At 73.8% G+C, this 17043-nt stretch carries 14 protein-coding genes; 4 read left to right on the top strand and 10 right to left on the bottom strand.

The window, feature by feature from the left end; all coding sequences use genetic code 11:
• Positions 1-13: 13 nt before the first annotated feature.
• Together AQJ64_RS09110 and AQJ64_RS09105 are read right to left on the bottom strand one after the other, a co-directional pair.
• Complete coding sequence (locus AQJ64_RS09110) at positions 14-832, bottom strand: SAM-dependent methyltransferase (protein ID WP_055632076.1); 819 nt, start codon at positions 830-832, stop codon at positions 14-16.
• A 60-nt stretch (positions 833-892) separates the two neighbouring features.
• Positions 893-1957: a hypothetical protein gene (locus tag AQJ64_RS09105; RefSeq protein ID WP_055632077.1), complete on the bottom strand. Its 1065-nt coding sequence runs from the start codon at positions 1955-1957 to the stop codon at positions 893-895.
• On the opposite strand from AQJ64_RS09105, the gene AQJ64_RS09100 reads away from it, so the two are divergent.
• Both AQJ64_RS09100 and AQJ64_RS09095 read left to right on the top strand, forming a co-directional pair.
• Positions 1956-3134: an aminotransferase class I/II-fold pyridoxal phosphate-dependent enzyme gene (locus AQJ64_RS09100; RefSeq protein ID WP_055632078.1), complete on the top strand. Its 1179-nt coding sequence runs from the start codon at positions 1956-1958 to the stop codon at positions 3132-3134. The genes AQJ64_RS09105 and AQJ64_RS09100 overlap by 2 nt on opposite strands.
• A 308-nt stretch (positions 3135-3442) precedes the next feature.
• Positions 3443-3823, top strand: a complete 381-nt coding sequence (locus tag AQJ64_RS09095; protein WP_055632079.1) for a PPOX class F420-dependent oxidoreductase — start codon at positions 3443-3445, stop codon at positions 3821-3823.
• A 62-nt stretch (positions 3824-3885) separates the two neighbouring features.
• On the opposite strand, the gene AQJ64_RS09090 is transcribed toward AQJ64_RS09095, so the two are convergent.
• From AQJ64_RS09090 to AQJ64_RS09075, 4 genes are all read right to left on the bottom strand, one after another.
• Positions 3886-6660, bottom strand: coding sequence for an alpha/beta hydrolase (locus tag AQJ64_RS09090; RefSeq protein WP_055632080.1), 2775 nt, complete (start codon positions 6658-6660; stop codon positions 3886-3888).
• A gap of 157 nt (positions 6661-6817) precedes the next feature.
• Complete coding sequence (locus tag AQJ64_RS09085) at positions 6818-7234, bottom strand: Zn-ribbon domain-containing OB-fold protein (RefSeq protein WP_055632081.1); 417 nt, start codon at positions 7232-7234, stop codon at positions 6818-6820.
• 152 nt (positions 7235-7386) lie between these two features.
• Positions 7387-8055, bottom strand: coding sequence for a TetR family transcriptional regulator (locus tag AQJ64_RS09080; RefSeq protein ID WP_397799638.1), 669 nt, complete (start codon positions 8053-8055; stop codon positions 7387-7389).
• A 134-nt stretch (positions 8056-8189) separates the two neighbouring features.
• Positions 8190-9038: a bifunctional methylenetetrahydrofolate dehydrogenase/methenyltetrahydrofolate cyclohydrolase gene (locus tag AQJ64_RS09075; protein ID WP_055632083.1), complete on the bottom strand. Its 849-nt coding sequence runs from the start codon at positions 9036-9038 to the stop codon at positions 8190-8192.
• 131 nt (positions 9039-9169) lie between these two features.
• Here AQJ64_RS09075 and AQJ64_RS09070 point away from each other — a divergent pair, with 131 nt between their 5' ends.
• Together AQJ64_RS09070 and AQJ64_RS52240 are read left to right on the top strand one after the other, a co-directional pair.
• Positions 9170-9997 carry an ATP-grasp domain-containing protein gene (locus AQJ64_RS09070; RefSeq protein WP_055632084.1) on the top strand — a complete coding sequence of 276 codons (828 nt, stop codon included), beginning with the start codon at positions 9170-9172 and terminating at the stop codon, positions 9995-9997.
• Positions 9998-10056: 59 nt separating this feature from the next.
• Positions 10057-11136, top strand: a complete 1080-nt coding sequence (locus tag AQJ64_RS52240; RefSeq protein ID WP_420876517.1) for a peptidoglycan-binding protein — start codon at positions 10057-10059, stop codon at positions 11134-11136.
• Here AQJ64_RS52240 and AQJ64_RS09060 read toward each other — a convergent pair.
• From AQJ64_RS09060 to AQJ64_RS09045, 4 genes are all read right to left on the bottom strand, one after another.
• Positions 11119-13482, bottom strand: a complete 2364-nt coding sequence (locus tag AQJ64_RS09060) for a SpoIIE family protein phosphatase (protein WP_055632085.1) — start codon at positions 13480-13482, stop codon at positions 11119-11121. The two genes, AQJ64_RS52240 and AQJ64_RS09060, sit on opposite strands and share 18 nt — an antisense overlap.
• A 127-nt stretch (positions 13483-13609) precedes the next feature.
• Complete coding sequence (locus AQJ64_RS09055) at positions 13610-13993, bottom strand: hypothetical protein (RefSeq protein ID WP_206189621.1); 384 nt, start codon at positions 13991-13993, stop codon at positions 13610-13612.
• A gap of 293 nt (positions 13994-14286) precedes the next feature.
• Entirely contained in the window at positions 14287-15210 is a 924-nt protein-coding gene (locus tag AQJ64_RS09050; protein WP_055632086.1) for a MurR/RpiR family transcriptional regulator, read from the bottom strand.
• Positions 15211-15308: 98 nt separating this feature from the next.
• Positions 15309-16985: a phospholipid carrier-dependent glycosyltransferase gene (locus tag AQJ64_RS09045; protein ID WP_055632096.1), complete on the bottom strand. Its 1677-nt coding sequence runs from the start codon at positions 16983-16985 to the stop codon at positions 15309-15311.
• Between the last annotated feature and the right edge of the window lie 58 nt (positions 16986-17043).

Raw genomic sequence — 17043 nt, 5'->3', positions numbered from 1 at the left:
GTCGCGCCGGGCGTCAGGGTTTGCGCGCCACTCCGCCGAACATCGCGACCTCCGCCGGCTCCGGCCGGCCGGAGCCCCGCGGCTCGGGCCGCCACCGCGAGCACGACACCACGCCCGGCTCCAGCAGCTCCAGACCGTCGAAGAAACGGGCCACCCGCTCGGGGGTGCGCTGGGTCAGCTTCGGGGTGCCGTGCTCGTTCCAGAACCGCACGGCCTCGTCCACGTCCGGCATCGCCGGGGTGGTGACGGTGTGCGACAGCACCAGATGGCTGCCCGGCGGCAGCCGGTCCAGCAGCCGCCGCACCAGCCCGTACGGGTCCTCGTCGTCGCCGACGAAGATGACCACGCCGAGCAGCATCAGCGCGACCGGCTCCGTGAGGTCCAGGGTCTTACCGGCGTGTTCCAGAATGGCGTCGGTGTGGCGCAGGTCCTCGTCGAGGTAGTCGGTGCGGCCCTCGGGCGTGCTGGTGAGCAGGGCCCGGGCGTGCGCGAGGACCAGCGGGTCGTTGTCGACGTAGACGATCCGGGCGTCCGGGGCCAGCCGCTGGGCCACCTCGTGGGTGTTGTCGGCGGTGGGCAGCCCGGTGCCGATGTCGAGGAACTGGCGGATCCCGGCCCCGGTCACCAGATGCGTGACGGCACGGCCCAGGAAGAGCCGGTCGGCGCGGGCGTACTCACCGATGTCCGGGTGTAACTCCCGGATCCGGTCGCCGGCGGCCCGGTCGACCTCGTAGTTGTCCTTGCCGCCCAGCCAGTAGTTCCAGATGCGGGCGGTGTGCGGCTGGGTGATGTCGATACGGGAGTTCTCTGGCGTGGGTGTCAGGGATGTCATGGGTCCGGCTCCGACGGCAGGAGGGGGCGGAAGGGGGCATGTGCGCGATCAACAAGCAATCTATGCAGGAGAGTTGACACCCGTGGCGGGACCCGCGGAATCCATGGCGGGATGCCCGGATTCCATCGCCGCGGGGCTGAGCCGGGCCCAGCTGCGCGCGTCGCCCCACACCGCCGAGGCACCGGTGTAGGGGCGCAGGAGTGCGGCGAGCGCAGGGTCGCCGCGGCCGTTCAGTTCGTCGGAGGCGATGCTGCGGGCGATCCCGGCGAGGAAGTCGGCGAGCTGCACCCGGGCGTCGTACCGGGAGACGACGAGACGCAGCCCGGCGAGTCCGACGCCCTGCCGCCGCGCCGTGCGCTCGATCCAGGCGATCCGCTCCGGTGTGAGCATGTTCTGCCGGTCGTGGGCGAGCCGGACCGGCCGTCCGCCGCGGCTCCAGTGCGCCGCCGTGCGCACGACGGAAGGGAGCAGCGGATTGAGGAGGGGGACGAGCGGGGGCCCCGCGGAATCGATTCCGTCCCGATAGGCGACCGCCCGGGGCCGCTCGGTCGCCAGTCGCGCCAGAACGTCCGCCGCGGGCGTTCCGGAATACGCCCGCAGCAGTCCGTCGACCGTGCGGAAAAACCCCGCCACGGGCTCCTCGGGGCCTTCCGCGGACCGTACGCGCAGCAATCGGTTGGCCGCCGTGAGGAATTCCCGCCATTCCTCCTCCGTGAAGGTGCGGGGCCCCGCACGGAAGAGCGCGCCGGCCGCCCCGGGATCACCCAGCAGCAGGTCCGCGGTGCGGTCCACCACGTAGAACGTCTTCTCCACCAGATGCACATGGGCGTGCCCGAAGAGCGGCCCGGATTCCGACAGCAGCCATTCCAGGACCGTCCGGTGTTTCTCCCGCAGAAGGTGGTTCGCCTTGTACTGCTCGGCGGGGGAGCGGATGCGGCCACGGATCTCCCGTACCTGCGCGGCGGCGCATTCCTCCGTGAGCCGCACACTGGCGTGCGCGAACACATCCGTGTTGCCGCCGGTGAGATTCTCGCCGTCCGAACCGGACTCGTCGCACGCCACTTCCAGGGATGTCCCGTTCACCCGATCCCAGGTCACTCCACGGCCCCCTATCTTGTGCCCCATGAACAGGATCCCGCACGAAACGTCCGGTGAGCCAAACCCTTTTCGGTCCGTCACCCTGGACCGGCTGCGCCGCCGTACGAGCATGAAATGGCGCACCTATCCGGCCGACGTCCTTCCGCTGTGGGTCGCGGAGATGGACGTGCCGCTCGCCGAGCCCGTCGTCCGCGCGGTCACGGACGCCCTGGCGCTCGGCGACACCGGCTATCCGGCGGGCACGGCCTACGCGCGGGCGCTGGCCCGGTTCGCCGCCGAGCGCTGGGGCTGGCACGGGCTCGCGGTCGAGCGGTGCGCGATCGTGCCGGACGTGATGATGGGTGTCGTCGAGATGGTCAGGCTGGTGACCGGGCCCGGCGACCCGGTCGTCGTGAACCCGCCGGTGTATCCGCCGTTCTTCCAGTTCCTCGCCCATATGGACCGCCGGATCGCGCAGGCGCCGCTCGGCGCGGACGGACGGCTCGACCTCGGGGTCCTGGAGGAGGCGTACCGGCGGGCGGTCGCCGGAGGCGGGCGGGCCGCGCATCTGCTGTGCAGCCCGCACAACCCGACCGGCACCGTGCACACCGCCGAGGAACTGGCTGCCGTCGCCGCCCTCGCCGAGCGGTACGGCGTGCGCGTGGTCGCCGACGAGATCCACGCCCCGCTGACCGCCGCCGGCGTGGACTTCGTCCCGTATCTGAGCGTGCCGGGCGCGGGGTCCGGGCTGTCGCTGATGTCGGCCTCGAAGGCGTGGAACCTGGCCGGTCTCAAGGCGGCCCTGGCCGTGGCGGGCCCCGGGGCCGCCGCCGAGCTGGCCCGGCTGCCCGAGGAGGTCTCCCACGGCCCGAGCCACGTCGGCGTGCTCGCCCACACCGCCGCGCTGAGCGAGGGGACGGCCTGGCTGGACGCGCTGCTGGCGGCGCTCGACGCACACCGGCTGCTGCTCGCGGAGCTGCTGGCCGAGCACCTCCCCGGGGTCCGGTACCGGCCGGGGGAGAGCACGTACCTGGCCTGGCTGGACTGCCGCGCCCTGGGTCTCGGGGACGACCCGGCCGCGGTCTTCCTGAAGCGCGGCCGGGTGGCGCTGAGCCACGGACCCGACTTCGGCACCGGGGGAGCCGGGCACGTACGGCTGAATCTCGCCACCTCGCCGGAGATCCTCACCGAGGGGGTGCGCCGGATGGCGGCCGCCCTGCGCTGAACCACCGATATGAACGCGGGAGGCGGTCGCCGCACGAGCACCCGGATCCGCGCACGCGTCGTCACCGCCATCGCCTTCGCCGACCCGCCGCTGCTCAACTCCAACGGCGTCCACGAAGCCCTGCTGCTGCCGACCGTGCCCGGCTCCCACGAACGCGGCTGGACACCTCCGCCGTCGAGACCGCGTGCTGGCTGGAGGCCTTCCCCGGCCGGCCCCTGCGCCTGGACCCCGGCACCGCCTGGACGGGGGAGACCCCGACGACGAGCCGAGGCTGCCGAGGTGGTGATCCCCGTGCCTAGACTGCGGGCATGGACGACAACGCGCTCGACCGGCTCGGAGCGGGCAAGTACCTGCTGATCACCAGCTATCGCAAGAACGGCACCGGGGTCGCGACCCCGGTGTGGGTGGTGCGCGACGGGGACACGCTCGGGGCCTGGTCGGCCGCCGACGCCTGGAAGGTGAAGCGGATCCGGGCCCGCGGTGACGTCCTCGTCGGCCCCTGTGACGTACGCGGCAATCCCACCGGCGAGCCGGTCCCGGCCACCGCCGAGATCTGCGACGCGCCGACCACCGCCCGCTACCGCACGCTGCTCGCCCGCAAGTACGGGATCCTCGGGCGGCTGACGCTCCTGGGCAGCCGGCTGCGGCGCGGGCTGGACGGGACGGTCGGGATCCGCATCACGCTGTGAGCACGGAGAGGGGGGCGTGGACCGCACGGCCCACGCCCCCCTCTTGATGGTTGTTCCCCGTCCTACGGCGTGTCCACGACCGTCCCCGTCAGCGCCTGCTGGCCGGGAACCGGTTCGCCGTTCTCGTCGGTCAGCGCCAGCCGCATCGACTCGGCGGGCTCGGCCACCTGGTCCTTCACCGTGGGCACGGTGAAGTCGACGGTGGTCGCCCCGGCCGGGATGTTCATCCACGCCCACACGTCCGCCTGGGACAGCGGGCGCTCCGGGTCGGCGGGGCCGTCGGCGTGGTCCGCCAGCCACTGCGGGTCCACGTCCTTGGTGGACAGCTCGGTGCCCTCGGTCACCGGCAGCACCCGCACCGGCGTCCAGATGTCCACGCCGGCCGCCTCGGACAGCGAGATCCGCCAGCTCAGCGAGCCGCCCTCGGTCACCCGGTCGGCGATCGGCGTGAGCGACGCCGTCGGCGCCGGGTCGTCGTTGCGGGCGATGACGCCGCCCAGGTACGAGCCGACGACGGCACCGCGGACCGCCTTGGCGACGAGGTCGTACTGCTTGTCGTAGCCGAAGCGGGTGTCACCCTTCACCACGACCGGCACGTCGACGGGCGTCGACCCGGGCCGGACCGTGACCAGCTTGTCCACGGTCCGGCCGGTGTCCGGGTCCAGGACGGTGAAGCGGACCTTGCCGGTGCCGTGTCCGGAGACCTCGACCGGGATGCGGTAGGTGCGGGTGCCGGAGTCGCCCTCGTCGACCGACAGCCGGCCGATGTCGACGCGCGGCAGCCGGGCCGCCGTGACCGCCGGGGTGCCGGGGGCCCAGCCCCAGGCGTCCATCAGCCAGGCGCGCCCGGAGCGTGAACGCGGGGTCAGTTCCAGCGACTTGACGTGCTTGAGGTCGAATCCGGCGCGGGTGGCCGCGGTCAGCGGCACCCGTACCTCGCGCGCCCAGTAGGAGGCGGTGCGCTCGGTGCCGGGCAGCCCGTCGACCTTCACCCGGCCGAGCGTGGCGCGGTGACCGGCGGAGTCGGTGAGCGACACGTCCAGCTTGGTGCCGGTGGTGTTCGGCGGCACGAAGACCCGCAGCGTCAGGTTCCTGGCGCCGGACAGGGAGAGCGGCTTGGCGGGGGTGACCTTCGTCGCCCTGCCGGGCGCCGACCACTTCAGCGCGACCGCGCTGCGGCCGGCCTCCTTCTCCAGGGCCCACGTGGCGAAGTGCGGGGAGGAGCCGTGGGCGGCCGCGCCCAGACAGGCCCTGGCCGGGGCCGGGTCGACCGCCGCGCACAGCCTGGCGCCGGACACCTTCACCCCGGCGTCCGGCAGGAAACCGCCGGTACGGCGGGCGCCGACGGCGTGGGTCAGCACCCGGGCCGGGTCGGCCGAGGGCGCGCGCCGGCCGGTGCCGTCGAGCAGCGGGCGCACCCGGTCGTCGCCGGCCACGAACAGCCGGGCGGCCGCGGCGATGTAGGTGGCGCCGGCCCGGTGCTGCTGGTCGGCGGTCAGCCGGGTGCGGGTGCCCGTGGAGCACACCGGGTCGCGGTCCGTGCTCTCCGGGTCGTCCCAGAAGTCGTCGTTCGCGGGCGCCTGGGCCTTGCCCGGCGTCCACTCCGTGTTGAAGAAGTTGTGGTTCGCGCCCACCACGTACACGGCGCTGTGCAGGGCGGCGCCCTTGCTGACGCCGCGCGTGCCGTCGGCGTACACCTCGCCCTGGAGGTCGGAGACGTCGCCGTCGCAGCCGGGCAGGATCGTCGCGGACGGGACGTCGGCGACCGGGTTCTGGCCGAAGACCGTCGGGCCGATGAGGACGGTGCCGCGGATCTTCCAGCGGACCGGGCCCCGGTAGCCGTCCTGCGCGGCGGGCGCCGGGTAGAGGCTGTCCATCGCGGCCCGGTCGACGCCCTCGCCGCCGCGCGAGTGGCCGACGAGCAGGACGCGGTTCAGGTCGGCCTTCGCGTTCCGTACGGCCGCCGGTGCGTCGCCGGGGTGCGCGGTCCAGCCGGCCCACTTCGCGAGGTGCTGCCGCACCAGCGAGGAACGGGCCTGTGCGCCGCCGTCCTCGGCCGCCCAGTCCTGGCCGTTGATGCCGTTCGCCGAGATCGACACCGTCACATAGCCCTGCGAGGCCAGCAGCTTCTGGTCCTGGAGATAGCCCTGGTAGCTCGGGATCGCCTTGAGTCCCGCGGGGCAGGGCCAGTCGCCGGTCACGCCGTCGTCACCGCCGCCCGGCTTGTAGCAGGTGGCGTGCCGGCCGTGCAGGAACAGCGCCAACGGGCGCTTGCCGGTGGCGCCCTTCGGCGCGACCACCACGGCCTGCATCTCGACCGGCTGGGCGAAGCCGGGCAGCTTCACCGGGGCGAGGTCGTACTCACCGGTGACCGTGCGGTACGCGCCGGGCCTGCCGGGGTCCACGGAGTTCGCCGGGAGCGCGGCCGGTGGCCGCGCGGCCGCCAGGGAACTCCTCGACGGCGCACCGGAGTCCGCGCCGGCCTCGTCCAGCCGGCGTCCGGCCGCGAGGACCTGGAGGTCCGTCAGCGACGTGGCCCGGTCGAAGGGGAGCCGGAAGGTACGGCCGTCCTTGGCCGCCTTCGGCACACCGAGCAGCCGGCCGCCCGCGTGGAACTCCACCCGGGCGTCCCCCATGGGCACGGTCCGGTCCGCGCGCCACACCAGCTGACGTGACGCGCCCTCGCCGGTGACGCGCCATCCCGGTGGCAGTCCGCCGTCGGAAGCGGCCGACGCCGATGTACCGGACGGCTGCTGGGCCTGGGCCAGCCCGGGTGTTCCCGCCAGTGCCGCGAGCACGGCCACGGCGGTGACACCTATGCGCCGGGCATGGAACAAGGGTCCCTCCTCACACTTCGCGCGTGGGCGCCCCGTCCGTACCGGGAGCACCTCACGCCTCGAAGGAGGCGATCAGGGACCTGTGGGTTGCCTGTGACGATCGAATCGGCCCGCGAATGACCGGAATTGAGCCATCGGATGCGACGTCCGGGGGTGTCTAGCGGTGCCAGCCCCGGTACGGCTCGTCGACCAGCTGGAACACCGGCTCGCCGCGTACCGGGTCCTTCACCGTGGAGAGGCGGACGCGGTCACCGCTGTGGATGCCGATGAGGGGGCCCATGACCCGGCCGCGCACGACGAACCCCTCGGCCATCTCGACCAGCGACACATTGCGCGCGGAGGGCGTGTTGCGGTGGACGACGGTGGCGTGGCGGACCGTCCCGATGCCCTCGCTGCGCTCCGTCCGCAGCTCGCTGCCCTGGCACACCGGACACAGCAGCCGGTGGTACATGGCGGTGCCGCACCAGGTGCAGCGCTGGAAGAGGATCGCCTCACCGTCGGCCTTCGCGCGGTCGAGCAGCCCCGCGGAGGAGCCGGCGGCCCGCTGAACGGCGCTTCCTGAGTGGTGGTACACGCTGGTCAACTCCCTGCCCCGGGCCGGAATCCCCCGTGCGCGGCTCACCCGTGCACGGACGTGCCCGGTCACCGTGCCACCGTGCACGGGCTCAGCGTATGGCACTCAGTGCCAGCGGTAAAGGTACTGCGTACCCCCAATGTGGAGCGGATTCAGCTCCGGCCGAGCGTCGTCTCGATCTCCTGCACCACCCGCCACAGCGGCGCCCCGCGCCGCGAGACCACCACGACCACGTCCTCGGGGTGCTCGTCGGCCGGGGGCGCGGGCGCCGCTCCGAACGCCGCCTGCACATAGCCCAGCGCATGGTCCACGGTGGCCGTCGCGTCGCCCTCGCCGTCCGAACGCAGCCAGGACCGCAGGGCGTTGTTGTGCGCGGCGACCACGGCCGAGGCGATCACATCGGCCCGCAGACTGCCGTCGGACCCGCCGGTGAAGCGGCCCCGCAGATACTCGGCGAGGGCGCGCTCGTAGCGCCACACCACCGACAGCTCGTACGCGCGCAGCCCCGGCACCTTCTTGGTGAGCCGGTAGCGCTGCACCGAGAAGGAGGGGTTCTCGGCGTACATCCTGAGGACGAGCCGGGCGCCGTCGCACACGCGCCGCACCGGCTCCGCGTCCGCCTCGCTCGCGGCGAGGAAGGCGGTCATGTCGGCCAGGCACCGCTCGTGGTCGGGGAAGACCACGTCCTCCTTGGAGGGGAAGTACCGGAAGAACGACCGCCGGCCGACGCCCGCGAGGGCCACGATGTCGTCGACCGTGGTCTGCTCGTAGCCCCGCTCCAGGAACAGCTGGAAAGCCGCCGCGACCAGGGCGTCCCGCATGGGCGGCTTGGCCTCCGCCTTCTCAGTGGCGCTCATGGGCGGGAACGTAACACCTGAGACCCTCCGATGGCACTCAGTTCCCTCCGAGCGGGGAACTGAGTACCTGGCACGGAGTGCCGGGAGAAAGCGGGGGCTCAGAGCCGCTCGGCCGCCTCGACGACGTTCGTCAGCAGCATCGCCCGCGTCATCGGGCCGACGCCGCCGATCGGCGGGGCGAAGGAGCCGGCGACATCGCCGACATCGGGGTGGACGTCACCGAGGACGCCCTCGACCGTGCGGGTCAGGCCCACGGACAGCACGGTCGCGCCCGGCTTGATCCAGTCCGGCCGCACCAGATGGGCCACCCCGGCGGCGGCCACCACCACGTCCGCCTCCCGGGCGTGCGCGGCGGTGTCCTGGGTCGCCTCGTGGCACAGGGTCACCGTGGCGTGCTCGGTGGCACGGGTCAGCATCAGGCCCAGCGGACGGCCGACCGTCACCCCGCAGCCGATGACGCAGAACTGCTGCCCGGTGATCGCCACGTTGTTGCGGCGCAGCAGATCGATGATGCCGCGCGGGGTGCACGGCAGCGGCCCGGGAATGCCCAGCACGAGCCGGCCCAGGTTCGTCGGGTGCAGCCCGTCGGCGTCCTTGACCGGGTCGATCAGCTCCAGCACGGCATGGGTGTCGATGTGGGCGGGCAGCGGCAGCTGCACGATGAAGCCGGTGCACGCCGGGTCGGCGTTCAGCCGCAGCACCGCGGCCTCGACATCGGCCTGGGAGGCGTCGGCGGGCAGCTCCACCCGGATCGAGGCGATGCCGACCTGAGCGCAGTCCCGGTGCTTGCCACCCACGTAGGAACGGCTGCCGGCGTCGTCGCCGACGAGGATCGTGCCCAGACCGGGGGTGATGCCGCGCTCCTTCAGCGCCTGGACGCGGAGGGCGAGTTCGTTCTTGATGTCGGCCGCGGCGGCCTTGCCGTCGAGAAGAGTTGCGGTGGTCACGGAGTGGACGAGCCCTTCGGGAGAGAAACGACGGTCCTGTCATCGTACGACCCCTCCGTCACCCTCCCCGCAGGAGCACCCACCGCCCCGGCGTAACCTTTCCGCACCGCCGCCAGCCCGAGGAGCCCTCCGTGCCGTCCGCCCGCCCCCGTCTCCTCTACGTCACCGACCTGGCCTACCCGGCCCGCGGCCGGCGCTACGGCGACGAGGACGTCCTGCTCACCTCCCGGCTGCGCGCCGACTTCGACCTCGCCCTGTGCCACCCCCTGGACGCGGCGGCCCTGATGGACGGCTTCGACGCCGTGGTCGTCCGCAACAGCGGGCCCGTCCTCGGCTACCAGGACGCCTACGACGCCTTCCGCGAGCGCGCCCTGCGGGACGGCGTCCGGGTCTACAACCCGCTCACCGGGCGCGCCGACATGGCCGGCAAGCAGTACCTCCTGGACCTCGGCGCCGAGGGGTATCCGGTGATCCCCACGGTCGACCGCGCCGAGGACCTGCACCGGCTCCCCGAGACCGGCCGGTACGTCGTCAAGCCCAAGCTGGGCGCGGACTCCCTGGGCCTCAGGATCGTCACCGCGGACGAGCTGCCCGCCCTGGCCGACGGTGCCGTCCTCGTCCAGCCGTGCGTCGACTTCGCCTACGAGGTCTCCTTCTACTTCGTCGACCACGACTTCCAGTACGCCCTGTACGCCCCGGACCCCGCCCGCCGCTGGGAGCTCCAGCCGTACGACCCCACCCCCGCCGACCTGGAGTTCGCCCGCCGCTTCATCGACTGGAACACGCTGGCGTACGGCATCCAGCGCGTCGACGCCTGCCGCGCCCCCGGCGGTGAGCTGCTCCTCGTCGAACTGGAGGACCTCAACCCCTATCTCTCCCTGGACGTCCTCGACGACGGCGGACGGGACGCCTTCGTGGCCGCGACCACGCGTTCCCTGCGCCGCTTCCTGACCGGCTGAACCCGTCCGCCCGTCCGCCCGTATCTCTCCCCGGGGACACGGAACGGAGGGAGACCAGGGTGCCGATACCGGCCGAACCCGGACAGCCGCAGGAGCGCAAGGTCGTGGAGCCCATCCGGGTCCTCAGGCCCCGCAACACCGACGCCCTGGCGGATCTGTTCCGCGAGATGACCGAACTGACCAAGGAGCCCGTCTCCTACGAGTCGATCCCGATGCAGGGACTGCCGGGCGCCACCGACGAGGCGGCGACGGAGCAACTCCCCCCGGTGGGGCACTGGACCGACACCGTCCCCGCGCCCGACGCCGACGGCCACCGGGCGGACGGTCACGATCCCGCCGGACCGGCGCCGGAACCGGCCGTCGGCCAGGACTGGGCGGACGCACAGCCCCCGTACGAGCCCGCCGCGGACTGGGACGGTCCCAAGGCCCACGGGCCCGCCCAGAGCGGGGACGCCGCAGCTCCTGCGGGGTGGGGCGAGCACGTTCACGGGCACGTCCACGAGTCCGCCGCGGGGCAGGACACCGCGCCCCGGCCCGGGTGGGGCGAGCACGCCTTTGCCCCGGCCTCGTCGGGTCCGGCTGAGCGGGCCCCGTACGGATCCCGCCCCGGCCGACCCGCCGGCCGCCCCCACGGCCCCCCTCCGGGGCGCACCCGCGCCGGCCGGCGTCCGAGCGGCGCGTATCCGGCGGCGTCCGCTCCGCGTGGCGCGCGGGGGCGCGACGACGAGGGGTCCGGCAACGGGCTGCGCCGGGCCGCCATCACGATCGGCGTGTGCGCCGCGGCGCTCGTCGGCTTCGCCGGTGCCCTCCTGGTGCCGGGCCGCGGCGGTGAGGCGGCGGCGGAGACCGTGCAGCCGCAGCCGAGCGCCACCCAGCCGGAGACCACCTCGCCGTCCGCCGACCCCGACGGCGCCGGCACCCTGCGCGAGGGCGACAGCGGCCCCGAGGTGACCGACCTCCAGCAGCGGCTGCTGAAGATCCCCGACGTGTACCGCGACGGAGCCACCGACGGTCAGTACAACGCCACCCTCACGGAGGCCGTGGCCCGCTTCCAGCTCTGGTACGGCATCCGCGGCGACGAGGACGGCGTGTACGGCGACGACACCCGCGAGGCACTGGAGTCACGAACCGGCGGATGACGCGGATGACACCGACGGGCTGTCCAGGGGCACCTGGATGTCCACTACGCACACGTCGTCCCGGCCCTCCGGCTCCGGTAGCGCGCCGAGCAGGCGCTCCAGCGGCACCGGTCCGCCGGGGTGGGGTGCCGACGCGGCGCGGGCGAGCCGCTCCAGGCCCCGGTCGATGCTCTCCCCGGGCCGTTCCACCAGGCCGTCGGTGTACAGCACCAGCCGGTCACCCGGGGTGAGCCGGCACTCCGCCTCCGCGTAGCGCGGGGTGTCGCACGCGCCGAGCAGCATGCCGTGCGGCCGTTCGAGGTAGCGGGCCTCGCCGGAGCGCAGCAGCAGCGGCGGGGGATGCCCGGCCTGCGCCCACACCAGTCGTCGCCCGTCCGGGCTGTAGCGGGCCAGGACCATGGTCGCCGTGCCGTGCGGGTCACGGGAGTGCAGCAGGAGGGCGTTGAGGCGGGCGAGCGCGCCGGTCAGCGAGGAACCGGTGATGACCATGCCCTTGGCGGTGAACCGCAGCAGGGCCATCGAGGCGACGGCGTCCAGGCCGTGCCCGGTGACGTCGCCCACCACGAACAGGGCGTCGCCGTCCGGCAGTTCGATGGCGCTGAACCAGTCGCCGCCCACGTTGAGCCCCGACTGCGCGGGCAGATAGGCGATGTCGACGCGCAGTCCGGCCAGCCGTACCGGCTGCTTCGGCAGCGGCAGCAGCGCGTCCTGGAGCCGGGCCGCCACGGTGCGCTCCGCCGTCAGCACGCCCTGCTGGGTGAGCATCGCGCGTTCGCTGGCGAGCAGGGCGAGTTCGGCGCTGCGCTGGGCGCTGACGTCCTGGAGGAAGCCGTGCGCCTCGACGGGGGTGCCTTCGGCGTCCGTCACCGCCTCGGCGACCACCCGCAGATGGCGGACGCCGTCCCGGGCGGCGACCCGGAACGGCACGTCGCACGGCCGCCCTTCGCGCACCAGCTCGCCGACGGCACGGGCCAGCGCGGGCACGTCCTCGGGCAGGGCGAAACCGGGCAGCCGGGTGAGCGGGACCGGCCCGTGCGCGGGGTCGCGTTCGAGGAGGGCGTAGACCTGGGCGGACCAGTTGCCCTCGCCGGTGGCCAGGTTCCAGGTGGCCCAGCCGAGCCGGCCCAGCCGCTGCACCTCCGCCAGCCGCTGCTCCTGGCGGTCCGAGGGGTCGTGCCGCACCCAGCTGACGACCAGTCCGTCGCCCAGCCGTGCCACCCGCGCCACGTAGGTGGCCAGTTCACTGACCCCGGCCACGCTCTGCTGCCGGGCGAACGGCTCGCTCTCGTACGGCTCCTCGCCCTCCAGCGCCTTCAGGCACCCCTGCCACAGCGGCTCGTCCACGGCCGTGGGCCAGCACTCCAGGAAGCGCAGCCCGAGCAGGTCCCGGCCGACGCGGCCGACGGCGTCGGAGGTCCCGGCGGCCACGGCCTCGATCCGGAAGTCCTCGACGGCACCGGAGGGTCCGCGCACCGGGGTGAGCAGCACCGCGGCGACCGGCAGCCGGTCGAACACCGTCTGCACGGCGTCCGCGGCGGCGCCGACGGCGGGTTCCCGGCGGACCCCGAACGTGTGCAGCGGGCCCGCGCAGAGCCGGGCGACGGCCAGCAGATGCTCGCGGACGGCGGCCGGGAACGGACCCGCGCGGTGGCGCAGCACGCCGAGCGCGACCTCGGCCGGCTCCCCGGTGCCCACGGGCAGCCAGGCGCGTGAGCCCCACTGCCCGGACGGGTCCCCGATCAGCAGGTACCGCCTGCGGTCCGCCGCCGGGTCCTCCAGCCAGCGGGCCTCTCCGGCGCTCAGGGCGTCCAGCGCGGCGATCCCGGCCAGCGGCGGCACCCGGCCCCACTGGAGGGCGAGCGTCTCGTCGATCCCCGCGTGCCCGACCAGTTCCAGACCGCCGGAGGGCAGCCGGGCGTAGAGCATGACCGCGTCGGCGTCCAGGTCGGCGGCGAGCCGGTCCAGCAGACAGCGGGCCAGGTCCTGCGGGGTGCCGACCCGCACGAGGGCCCGGGCGAGCCGGGCCAGCGCCGAGGAGCCGGCCTTGTCCGGGGGCGGCAGCGGTGCGTCCCGGACGGCGGTGCCGGCGTCGGCGTCCGCGGGACGGGGTGCGCCGGCGGCCGGCGGGGCCAGTGAGCCGAGGGTGAGCCAGCACTCCTCCAGCAGCGTCCGCCGGGCGGCCTTCGCCCGCCGCTGGAGTTCCTCCTGCGCCGCGTCGGGGGAGCAGCCGAGCCACGCCATGACCGCGCCCTTGGCCCGCTCCCGTACGGCCGCGGTGGCAGCCAGTTCCTGGAGCCGGTCCATCTCCGCGCGCTGACGTGCCACGACCCGGGTCAGGGCGGCCATGTCGGGCGCCTCGCCGGACCCCGAGGGCAGCGCGGATTCGCTCGTCACGCATCGAGCATGGCACAGGTGTGCGGAGGGGATCAGGGCCTTGCGTCAACGCCGGGGGCAGCCGCGGCGTCCGCGACGCTCAGCGGCCCGCGTGGGACTCGACCAGGGCCTGGGTCACACAGCGGACGCTGCGGGCGATGTGCTGGAGCTGCATGAGCTCGGCGGCGTACAGCTTGATGGTGTGCTCGATGACCGACTCGGGCATGCCCAGCCGGGGCAGGTCGGCGCGCGCGGTCTGCAGGGCGGTGCGGGCCACCCGGATCTCCTGCTGGACCTGGATCTGGGCGTGACGGCCCAGCAGCACCGGCTGACGCAGCATGAGCGGGTAGCTCGCGTACCGGGCGGGCACCAGCTCCCGCAGCCACTTCGCGGCCGAACGCTCCCAGTCGTAGCTGCCGGGGGTCTTGACCTGGCACGGCCAGTCCGGGCTGATGCGCTGCGTCGTCGTCAGAGTCATGGTCATCGCTTCCGGGTGTGCGGTGTCGGGACGGGTGGTCCGACGGGTGTGGGGCGGCCCCGGTCCAGGGGATGACCGAGGCCGCCACGGGCGCTCGCGTGAGCGGCGCCCCGAGCACCCTGGGCGCCGACGTGGGTAGGGGACGACGGCTTCGGGTGCCCGTACAGGAGCCCTGCGTGGGCGGGTGCGGCCGTGAGCAGTATTTATATATACCGACGGGTTTGCAAGACGTATGAAAACATTCATGTGCGATGTGCCCGCAATGATCCCTGTGCCCTTTTACGAGGGAGGGGGGTGGGTCACTCACGCAGGAAGAACTGATGCTGCTCGGCGATCTGCTCGTACTCCTCCAGCCGCGCCTGGGTGCGTTCCGGGCCCGCGTCGGTCATGGCCTGGAGCAGCGCGGCGGCCATCACCCCGGGGGCGGCGTAGGAGTCGAACACCAGCCGGGAGCCGGTGCCGCTGGCGAAGGTGACGTCGGCCTCGTCGGCCACCGGGCCGAGGGCCAGGTCGGTGATCAGCGCGACCTTCAGGCCGGCGCTGCGCGCGACCCGTACCGCCGTCAGCGTCTCCTGTGCGTGCCGGGGCATCGAGAACGCCAGCACCCAGGTCCCGCCCGCCTCCCGGGACTGCAGCAGCGCGTCGTAGGCGACGCTGCCGCCCCGGGTCACCAGCCGGACGTCCGGATGGACCCGGCGCGCGGCGTAGGCGAAGTACTCGGCGAGCGAGGCCGAGATCCTCAGGCCCAGGATGGTCAGCGGCGTCGACTGCGACAGCGCCCGCCCGACCTCGATCACCCGGTCCGGGTCGGACAGGTCCCGTCGCAGGTTCTCCAGGTTCTCGATCTCCGCGTCGACCGCCGCCTGGAGTTCGTTGCTGCGGTTCGCCTCGTCCGGGGCGGGCCCGCCGGCCAGCGTGCCGAGCGCGATCGACTGGAGCTTCTCGCGCAGCGCGGGGTAGCCGCTGAAGCCGACCGCCGCGGCGAACCGGGTCACCGAGGGCTGACTGACCCCCACCCGGTCGGCGAGGTCGGTGATCGACAGGAACGCCGCCTCGGTGATGTGTTCGATCAGATACTGGGCGATGCGCCGTTGTCCCGGTGACAGATGGGGCCCGTCGAAGAGGGCCCGGAGCCGGGAGGTCGGGGACACCTCCGCTTCCGGATCCGTCTTGCCCGAGGTGATCGCGGATGCCTGTGCGCGTGCCTGTTGGGGCGATGGCACCGGTGCGCCTCCTTTGTCTCCCACGCAGCTCAACATAGCTCACGGAGCGTGCGGGACAGCGTGCCCGAGCACCCGCCGGTCGCACACCCCGCCGGCCGTCACCGCTGGTAAATCGTGATCGAGTGACCGACCTCGTCCACCTCGTGGCTGGACCGGATCAGCCGGGCGAGCCGCCCCCTGGCCCGGGCCGCGGCCGAGTCCGACACGGCCACCACCCCGTGCACCGTGCGCAGCGGGGCGCGCCGGGGATCGGAGGAGTGGATGCCGTACCACGAGGGCACTCCGCTGCCCTTGTAGACGAGCCAGATCCGTTCGCCCGCGTACCGTCCGTGCAGCCGGACCGCGAGCCGGCCGAGGTCCTGGCCCCAGTCCACGTTGGAGTCGTGCAGCCGCAGATGGGTCTTCGCCGGCCCGCCGAACGCCTCGTTGGAGTACGGCAGGTAGAAGGGGAACGTCCGCAGCGAGCTGACGGCGACGAACGCCACCAGCGCCCAGGTCACCGCCCGCCGCCACCGCCGGCGCACCGCCAGGACGCAGCCGCCGGCCACGGCCAGGAACATCGGCAGGAACACCGCGTACCGGGTGCCGAAGTTCCGCGACCCGGTCATCGCCGAGGCCAGCAGGACCGCCGCGGGGACCAGCACGTACGGCGCCGCGGGCCGCAGCCGCCGCACCGCCACCAGGGCGACCGCGCCCGCCGCCCACAGCGCGAGCATGCCGAGCGGGGTCTTCACCACCAGCGCGACCGGCAGGTAGTACCAGCGCGACCCGGAGTACACGTGCCCGAACAGGAACCCCGACCAGGACTGGTTCTCCAGCCCGAACTGCATCCGCATGCCGTCCCGGTACGCCTCCGGCAGGGGCAGCAGCCGCACCAGCAGCCCGCGCAGCCCGTGCACCGCCGGGACGTGCGTCTGCCGGGGATCCCAGCGCAGCCGGGGGTCCACCACGAGGTACGTCACCCAGACGACGGCCACGGCGGTCACCGCCACCCCGGCCGCCGCGGCCAGGGCCCGGCGCGCCTTCCGCGGCCCCACCGACCAGGCCGCCAGCGCCACGTACACCGGTACGGCGGGCAGCGCGCTCATCTTCGTGGCGAGGGCGGCACCGAGCGCGGCCCCGGCGAGCGGCAGGTACAGCCGGGCTCGTTGGGAGCGGCGGGCCCGCCACAGCAGCCATGCCGAGGTCAGCAGGAAACCGGCCGTCGGGACGTCCAGCGTCGCCAGCGAACCGTGCGCGATCACATCGGGGGAGAAGGCGTACAGGGCGAGCGCGGCCAGGGCGGGGACGGGCCCGGCGAGATCACGGGCGAAGGCGAACACCACCAGCCCGAACAGGAGCGTCAGGACGATCACGGGCAGCCGCGCCCACAGCATCAGCCGCCAGGGGTCGTTGCCCGACTCGTAGAGCAGATGCCGGCCCGCGGCGGTCTGGTCGCCGGTGAAGCGCGGGTCCACGTGCGGGTCGGCGAGGGCCACGCCGACCGCGACCACCAGCTTGCCCAGGGGCGGGTGCTCGGGGTTGTACCGGATCCGGTGCTCGTGCAGATAGTCGGCGGCCGTGGCCACGTACACCGGCTCGTCGACGGTCGGTGTCTGCTGCACCGCCGCCGTCACCGCCGCGAGCGCCGTCTGCGCGAGCAGCAGGGCCACCAGCAGCCGCACCAGCCATGGACGGACGCGGGCCGCCGGCGCCGGGCGCCGCCCGGACGGCGCGGGCTCCGGATGTCGTACGTCTGCGTGCTGTACGTCCGTGTGTGTCGTGCGCGTCATCATGTGCCCCGCGGCGTCGCCCGCGGGGCGGCGGCGGGAGCGGTCCGCGGTGGCCACAGGG

This window comes from Streptomyces griseoruber (genome assembly GCF_001514205.1).
In the GTDB taxonomy this organism is placed as follows: Bacteria; Actinomycetota; Actinomycetes; order Streptomycetales; family Streptomycetaceae; genus Streptomyces; species Streptomyces griseoruber.
Note: the sequence above shows the minus strand (reverse complement) of the source record. Positions and strands in the feature narration are given on the sequence as shown.